Annotated in this window: 5 protein-coding genes and 2 pseudogenes; 1 reads left to right on the plus strand and 6 read right to left on the minus strand. The window is 53.7% G+C overall.

What is annotated here, in order from left to right:
- Positions 1 to 27 precede the first annotated feature (27 nt).
- The 6 genes and pseudogenes from BQ7486_RS01825 to BQ7486_RS01860 all read right to left on the minus strand — a co-directional run.
- On the minus strand, positions 28 to 1,578 hold the full coding sequence (locus tag BQ7486_RS01825) for an LTA synthase family protein (RefSeq protein ID WP_074008751.1): 1,551 nt from the start codon (positions 1,576 to 1,578) through the stop codon (positions 28 to 30).
- Positions 1,579 to 1,596: 18 nt separating this feature from the next.
- Entirely contained in the window at positions 1,597 to 2,433 is an 837-nt protein-coding gene (locus BQ7486_RS01830; protein WP_074008752.1) for an SDR family NAD(P)-dependent oxidoreductase, read from the minus strand.
- Positions 2,430 to 3,050, minus strand: a complete 621-nt coding sequence (locus BQ7486_RS01835; protein WP_074008753.1) for a GNAT family N-acetyltransferase — start codon at positions 3,048 to 3,050, stop codon at positions 2,430 to 2,432. The genes BQ7486_RS01830 and BQ7486_RS01835 overlap by 4 nt, the downstream gene beginning before the upstream one ends.
- A gap of 59 nt (positions 3,051 to 3,109) precedes the next feature.
- On the minus strand, positions 3,110 to 4,312 hold the full coding sequence (locus BQ7486_RS01840; protein ID WP_162272218.1) for a capsule biosynthesis protein: 1,203 nt from the start codon (positions 4,310 to 4,312) through the stop codon (positions 3,110 to 3,112).
- Between the two features lie 524 nt (positions 4,313 to 4,836).
- A pseudogene (locus tag BQ7486_RS01845) lies at positions 4,837 to 6,024 on the minus strand (IS256 family transposase); the annotation flags it as partial.
- A gap of 653 nt (positions 6,025 to 6,677) precedes the next feature.
- Positions 6,678 to 7,427: pseudogene (locus BQ7486_RS01860) on the minus strand (autotransporter outer membrane beta-barrel domain-containing protein); the annotation flags it as partial.
- Positions 7,428 to 7,509: 82 nt separating this feature from the next.
- Between BQ7486_RS01860 and BQ7486_RS12025 the strand changes: the two are divergent.
- Positions 7,510 to 7,916: transposase (locus BQ7486_RS12025; protein ID WP_162272219.1), on the plus strand; the 407-nt coding region annotated here is incomplete at its 3' end.

Genomic DNA, 7,916 nt, shown 5'->3' on the forward strand with positions numbered 1-7,916 from the left:
ACCTATATTTCACCTGTTCCAGACTCGTCATTCCTTATCCATCCACAAGCCGCCCAACTGCTCCGGCTTCAGTCCTGTCTTCTCTGCAACATCCAGATTCCTCGTCGATTTCAACCCATCCAGAGCCGTGAGATTCCACATCAACCACGCCGTATCGGAAGGTATTTCACGAGTCTTCTTTCGTAGAATCTCAAGTCCAGGCAAATGATCGCCGTACATGAGAACAGACAATGGTTCCCCCTCTTCCTGAGCCTTGACGATTCTGGCTACCCCTTTGTCTAGATGCGCAAGATGAACTTCATAACGTTCAACTTCTGTCAGCGAAGCGGCTCCGTCAAACTTCGAAGGATCCCACGGGCCATGAGCTTCTATGGTTATGATGAACAAAAAGGTCGGCACCTCAGATTCACGCAGATAGTCGACAGCCCATTGGAGAAGAGCGGAATCACTCACATAGTGTCCGCACAGAGCATCTTTCGCCACCATCTGAGGCCAGCCTTCTTTTAAATCGGTCAAATCGATAAACTCGTCAAAGCCAAAATTTTTCATCACCTTGTCGCGATCGAAGAATCGAGCATCGTTGGGATGGCAGACAACCGTTCGGTAACCCTTCACCTTCATCTTCCACGCCAGACTGTCCATGGGGATCATCGCCGCGAGACGGTAGGGATCGAACCCATAAGTTTCCAATTCTCTTGGCGCAAGCCCTGTCAAGACGGCAAATTCGGATCTCATCGTGTACGCACCGCGCCAGTCGAGACTCAGCCTGCCGCTTTTCCCCACGGACATCAGACGATCAATCATCGGGGTTTGACTCGGCCTGTCAAGCAAGCGATGAAGAGGCACAAAGGATTCCGCCTGAATCAACAAGCGATGTTCTGTCGGGTTGCCGGAATTCGATTCCGTGGATCCGTCACTGTGCTTCCGAAAACGAAGGCGAAGCCGATAGCGGCATTGCCCGTGATGAAGAACATGCAAAAGAGCCGCGCCCAGCGGAGTGTATCTTCCGGCATCAACCTGCGCATCAAAGCTCAAGGGATGCCGACCGAGAAAGCGAATAATTCCAACCGAAGGCCTCCTTAAAAGGAGTGCAATCAAGCCACAAATCAAAAGTATCGCGAGTACTCCGCTCATGCGCTCCCCGAGCGTCAACACGTCGATCGGCTTTTCGAGCGTTAAGCACCACCCCAATCCCGCACAGCCAACAATCAACAGCGGCCAAACCCATTTCGGGGCATATCCGAAATAAAGACGCGGATAACGAAGCGCATGTCCGGCAAGAAAGATGTCAGAAAAAACAAGCACCTCACTCAGAATGGCAACCTTCAGTCGATTTCCCGCCCAAAGAAGAAGAATCAGCACCAGTCCGATTGCGATCGTTGTCAGAAATCTGTCCGTCAACAGCAGAATCAAGGAGAAAATGCCCAGCACCAGTCCTGCGCAAAGAACATCCCCTACCCAAAGGCCCTTGCCAAAACTGTTCGAATAAGACGTTCTCGGCGTAGCTTCACGGTTTGCCGCAATCAAACAACCGCTTAACGCGATCAAGGCCAAGGCATAGGATATGAAACTTTGCATCTGTGCTTACTCAAGACGTCACCTGCGGCTTGTCTTGCTTTCGTGATCCGGTTGAACCGTAAAGAAAAAGCCCTTCAAGAAGAGCGGCTGCAGCCATTCCGGCAATAGATTCAGAAGTGATATGCCGATGGCCAGAATCTTCGGGAAGGCGTATTCGGACTTGCCCGCCTCAATGGCGCGCTTCATTTTTCTAGCTCCCTCCTCCGCAGTCATCAGCCACGGCTTCGCACCCTGATAACGCCTGCTCATGTCGGATTCGATAAAGCCGGGAAACAGAACCGTTACGCCGATATTCTTACCTAACGTCAATCGACGCAATGCCTCGGCATACACACGAAGCGTTGCCTTGGACGCAGAATAGCCGGGCGACCCGGGCATCCCGGTCAATGCGGCCAGCGATGCCACCAAAGCAATCTGCACACGCTCCCCGGCCACGCCCCTAGGACAAGACTTCATCAGTTCTCGCACAAATGCATTGCACGCAAGCACATTGCCGACCGCATTCACGGAAAGCTCACGCTCCAAGTCTGTCATGGCTTCCGGCAGATAGTACGCAACAGCACCATCACGACCGAACGCAGGTTCCACTGAAGCAGAGACACCGCCTGCCAGAATCACGCGCGTTGCGTTCAAACTTACCGCCTTTTGGCACCAGCGAACGACGGCTTCAATATCGCGCATGTCAAAGGCGTCAATCTCAACCGTCGCCCCCATCCTTTCCAACAACCGCTTCTGATCAGTCAATACATCCAAACGCCGGCCGGCCAGCAGCAGACGTGAGTCCTCACCCGCATAGACGCGGGCAAGTGCTTGTCCGATTCCACCGGTTGCTCCGGCAATGGCTACCGTCTTCACTGCACGTTCCTTGCGTCGTCGGCCAGCTGCTTGACCCACAATTCTCCGGCCTTCGGATGACGAGCCTTCAGTGCCGAAGCCGTCGGGATTTCTCCCTTAAGGACGAAGTTCTGATGTTCATAAAAACGACGGGCTCGTTCGTTGTCCGCCCAGCAATGAAGCGCAAGACTGCTACACCCCACGCCGCGCGCCATGTCTTCGGCAAGCTTGATCAACAGCTGTGCCAGCCCCTGACCGCGAAACGCTTCGTTCACCCAGAGAGTATTGATCCAATACGCATTATCTGCCTTGGCCTCTAGCAACGGACGCATTTCGTTGACCTTCGTCTCTCCCAAAAAGCCCAACATGATGTCGGAAACCTTCTGAAGCTTGGAGTCATAGGCAAAAAGCAGGCCGGCCAGTTCGCCGCCGACATTGACCAGAAGGATGTTTTTGAGATCGAGATTTCCGCTTCCTCTGGCAAGGATCATCTCAAGAATGGATTGAGGCTTCATCCCGGGAAAAACGCCTCCCAAAAGATGATCAATCACCCCTTCCGAAACTTCGGTGATGATCCCGGCAACCGTAGAAGCATCATCAGGCGTTGCAACGCGAAAATCGATGTCTGCTGCGACCATGAAAACTAAATTCCCTTCTCTCAAGAATTCGAAAATTGCAGTTCGTGTCTTGTTTTGACTTAGATGCCGAACTTGCGATATTTGGAAAATTCATCACGCGAGCGCATGACAATCTGACGATGCTTCGGCTGGAGGTGTACATGAGAATCCTCAAATCTGCGCACCGAATCCGCAACAGCCAGACTGATGCCCTGAGCTGAGTAGAAATTACCGTGAACAAGAGCCTGTGCATTCAAGATGCGCTTGAAAGCGCGATAGAGCGGCTGATTGGGAGCCTTTGGCGCACACCAGAACACATCGAGCGGCGTCGTCGGAAGGCTTTGCGTCAATCCCTCAATGTTGTAGATGGATCTGCCCATGCAGTAGACGGGCTTGTCCTGATCAAGTGCCATAAGACCGACCGTGCTGTTGATCAGCACGACGCCGCGGCTCCCGGCAATCATGTCGGGCGTCGATCCGTCTTCCACATATGTCACACGATCGTAAATGCCAAGTTCTTCCGCAAACCCCTTGATGAACTCGCCGTAATTGATCAGCCCGTTGTCAAGCGGGTGATTCTTGATCAACAGCCTCGTCTTGGGATGAGCATGAAGGGCAAATGAAGTCAAGACATCGGCAATGGCCTCCTGCACGCGCACATAGGGCGAATAAAGCTGCACCTGGCTGTCTGAAACCAGCTGCAGCGGATAGAAGAAGTACGGATCGTCAGACTTCTGAAAGTCTGCCCAGCGCTCCATCGAGCGCTCCTGACGCGACTTTCTCTTCAAATAGCGTGGAAGAATGCCCAGCAGTTCGAAGAAAATGTTGGTCGGACGATGGGTGCGATAGTTGTGAAACTTCGGCCAGAAGCAAACGTTGCCCACATGATGAAGGATGGCCTTGACAACCTTGTCGTGAATGTCGTTTTCGACAACGATCGCCTTGGGATCGGGCAGACCAACCGCCATCTCGCGAATATCCTGCGGATTAACGGGCAACGACGACCTTCCGTTGACGCCGTTTTCCTCCAGAGTCGAAAAGCCTGCACGCAGGTAGCCTTCTTCAAAAACCCAAACACGAATGCCGCGAGCATGCGCAAGACGCACGGCCTCCCAGTGCAGAGGTCGCCAGTCACCATACAGGCAGATGTCTGTCACGCCCTCTTCCCGATAATAGCGGCCGATCCATTCCGGCCACTCATAAAGCGTCCCCGTGTAATTGAGCGCCTTTCGGTTCAATCCCCACAGCATCAGATCGCCGCCGCAGAAATTGACCTTATCCACACGAGCCCCTTCCTTCACCAGAGCTTTAGACAAATGCCTGAAAAAATGACTTTGAGGTCCCTGAAGAAGTAAAAAGTAGCGCCCCGACAAGGGAGCTTGTAAGGACTCTTGAGCAGAATTTGACATATCGGGAATAAACGCCGGCAACCTTGCCAAAAACAGACAACTGCAGGGATTCGCACTCAGTACCGAGTTGTTCGAATCTTTGCGAATTACTTGGCATCGTAACAAAGCGTGGGGTGTGTGTAGATTTTTGTGTCTAGCGCGGGTTTACGGTTGAGCTTGTTGGCTCGCTAACAGGGGTATTTAACCCCAGGTACTTCGGGGCTGTCAAGCCCCAATTTTTCTATCAGTGGTAATGCGATGATTCAGGGTACGACGGCGGCATGGGAGGGCTGCATAGCCGCCCCCATGGGGGCGGCTATGCAGCGGCGCGCCGCTACCGGAAAAATCGCAGTTTCGTCTCCTTAAGTTGTAACCCTGCAACTGCTATGCTGAAACACTGTTTCAGTACTACGCGGCAATTAAGCCTGCTCAGCAGCAAATCGCTCACCGTACATGGCTGCAAACACCGGCACGGCTTCACTCCAAGCACGAACAGGCAGCTTCCATTTTTCCATAATGCGCTGAAGTGCCAAGTAAATCAGCTTCTTGGCGGATTCTTCATGCGGAAACATGGTTCGAGTTTTGATTACCTTCCGAACGCCACGGTTGAGAGCCTCAATACTGTTGGTCGTATACAACAACTTCCGAATCGACCGGGGAAAGTTGAAGAAGGGTATCACCTGTGCCCAGGCAGAGCGCCAACTCTGCGCTACATGCGGGTAACGTTTGCCCATAAAGCTATTTTCAAAGGCGCCAACGCTTCTTCGGGGGTATTGGCCTGGTAAATGGGCTTTAAGCCGGCCATTACAGCCTTTCGATCCTTGTGGCTGACGAAGGCTGCAGATGCACGGATGAGATGGACAATGCAGGTTTGATGTTGCGCCTGGGGAAATACGGCCTCAATGGCTTGCGTCATACCCTTGAGGCCGTCTGTGACGGCGATCGGGATGTCCTCTACGCCACGGGTTTTCAATTCCGTAAATACCGACGTCCAGAAAACCGCGCCTTCGTTTTCATGAACCCACATGCCGAGCACATCGCGTCGGCCGTCACAACGTACGCCGAGAGCCAAATGAACCGCCATCTTCTTGATGACGCCGTCCTTACGGATATTGATGCGCAAAGCGTCAAAGAACACCACCGGGTAGACCGAATCCAACGGACGGCCTTGCCATTGCCGTACGTCGTCATTTACCTTTTCCGTCACGGTGCTGATGAATTCGGCACTCACTTCAACGTGGTACTGACTTCTGATGAACTCAGTGATTTCACGGGTAGACAATCCGCGTCCATATAAATCGATGATGGCGTCATCGAAGTCATTGAAATGCCGTGAGTGCTTGGGTACCAGGCGGAGAACATAAGTCCCCTTGCGATCGCGGGGAACCTGGATTTCTAAATCGCCTTTATTGCCGTGAAGAGTTTTCTTGCTGTACCCATTGCGTTTGTTTTCAACGCGCTCAGCCGACGATTCCTCTTCGTTGAGATTTTCGTCTTCCTGTGTCAAATGGTGCTTCAGTTCCCCTTGCAGGGCGGCGTTGATGAAGCGTTGGGCTACGATCTTCATCGCTTCGTTGAAATGAGCCTGCGTTAAGNGGGGTAAAGGAAAGCTGATCAGTGCCCATGATCGCCAGGAAATCGTTTCGCTGGTTGAACTCGGTCAATCGAAAGGACTGTCGCAGAGGCAATCCTGCGAGGCAGTCGGCATTACCCCACGGACGCTGCAGAACTGGCGGCATGCACCGGATGGTGATGGCCGGCTCGACCGNTGCCGGCTTCCATCAGTTGCTCTACGGCATCGTTCAGAATGGCCTGCTGCTGGTCGGTAAATTTTACGGTGTCGTTTATTTTGGGTGTACGGTGTGCCACGGTGATTCCTTTCGCGCCCTACGGGAGCGCTATTATCGCCTGGACACAAAAAACCTTACATCCTCTGTACCTGCTGCATCTACACCTCGGATTCCGTGTAGCTTCGGGCTTCATCTTGTTTTGCAGACTTACCCATCTTCGAATGCCTTATGCAGTTTCTGTACGTCAGGTCAGTGGTTTGCCTCCAGCTTCCTTCAGATCTCGCCTCGCGGCGGACACCCTTGCTCTTGGCTATGTGCTTGGTGCTACCCCCTGCACTCGGGACTTTCACCCGTTAGAAAGCGCTCATGCCGAGCGCACAATGAAAAACACCCGGTCCTCCGCAATGGAAGAACCGGGCGTTGATCTCTTCAAGCCTCAGCGCCTGAGCGCCGAGGCTTTGAAGGCCGGGTTAGAACACGTACTTGACGCCAACCTTGCCGCCGATGGACGACGTGCCGTATTCGCCGCCGCCAATCATCATGTCGGCATTGAACATCAGGTTGCCGTTGACGGCGCGCAGGCCGAAGTCGGCCTGGACCGGCGACATGTCAAGGACGTCCTGGCTTGCGCCGTAGACCTTGATTTCCTTGTCGCCGAACGTCGGAACGTAGGCAACCTTGAAGCTCGGAGCGAACGTCCAGCCGGAGGCCGCAACTTCACCGCCCGAGATGCGGAGCGAAATCGGCATCTGGACATAGGTGAGGTCGGAGTCCGTCGCCTTGATCGTGCCGATCGTCATGTCATCCGTTTCCAGATGAGAGACGCGCAGGCCGATGCTCGGAACGAACTTGAAGGCACCCGCGGCAAGCTCGTACTGAGCACGCACACCGGCGGAGTAGACGTTCACGTCAAGCTTCTGGTTCATGGCCGTCTGAGAAGCCGTGATCTTGTTTTCAGACTTGAGCCATGCGAGTTCGCCCACCACCTTCGCATCACCGAACTTCTGGCTGGCGTAAGCCGTCAGGCCGTAGTTCTTGATGCTGTTCTTGATGGAGGAGATGTCGCTGCGAACCGAAGCGTCGCCGTACTGCAGAGCCATGCCGGCCGAGAAGCCTTCGGCGACCTGCATGTCGCCGCCGAACATGGCATAACCAGCGTCGGAGCGGAAGCTGCCGTTGTTGTCGAGCTTGTCGGCTTCGTAGCGTTCACCCGTGACGTCGACCCAGAGGTTGACGCCGGCGTTGCATTAGATGTCATACTACCTTTCGCCACCCCTTCAACCTTTCATGGAGTGGCAAAACATGCGATATTCGCAGGAGTTCAAAGACAACGTCGTAGCGTGCCTGCTGAGCAAGGAGCTCAGCATCTCTGAAGCCGTGGAGCAGTACTCGATCGGCAAATCAACGATCTCGTACTGGCTCAGGATTGCCAGAGAGCAAGCAGGTTGCGGCACGCTGCCCAACAAAGGAAATCCCAAGCTCATGACCAGCCTCAAGCTCCCTAAAGGAGTGACCTACCTTCAAGCCCATACTGCTGTGAATGCCAAAGCTTTCATGAGCGAGACTGCCTTCGGCCAGTTCTGCCGCAAGCATGGCTATCTCGCTTCCGCTGTGGATGCCTGGGCCGAATGGTTTAACAATCATCCGGATGCGGTTGACAAGAAGCTCCATGATGCTCAGATGTCGGCCATGTCTGAACTCAAGAAGGA

This window comes from Duodenibacillus massiliensis, assembly GCF_900128485.1.
Classification (GTDB): domain Bacteria; phylum Pseudomonadota; class Gammaproteobacteria; order Burkholderiales; family Burkholderiaceae_F; genus Duodenibacillus; species Duodenibacillus massiliensis.

Excerpts from the sequence above, each read along its gene's own strand:
- BQ7486_RS01825 (WP_074008751.1), bottom strand. The coding sequence starts at position 1,578 with ATGCAAAGTTTCATATCCTATGCCTTGGCCTTGATCGCGTTAAGCGGT.
- BQ7486_RS01835 (WP_074008753.1), bottom strand. The coding sequence starts at position 3,050 with ATGGTCGCAGCAGACATCGATTTTCGCGTTGCAACGCCTGATGATGCT.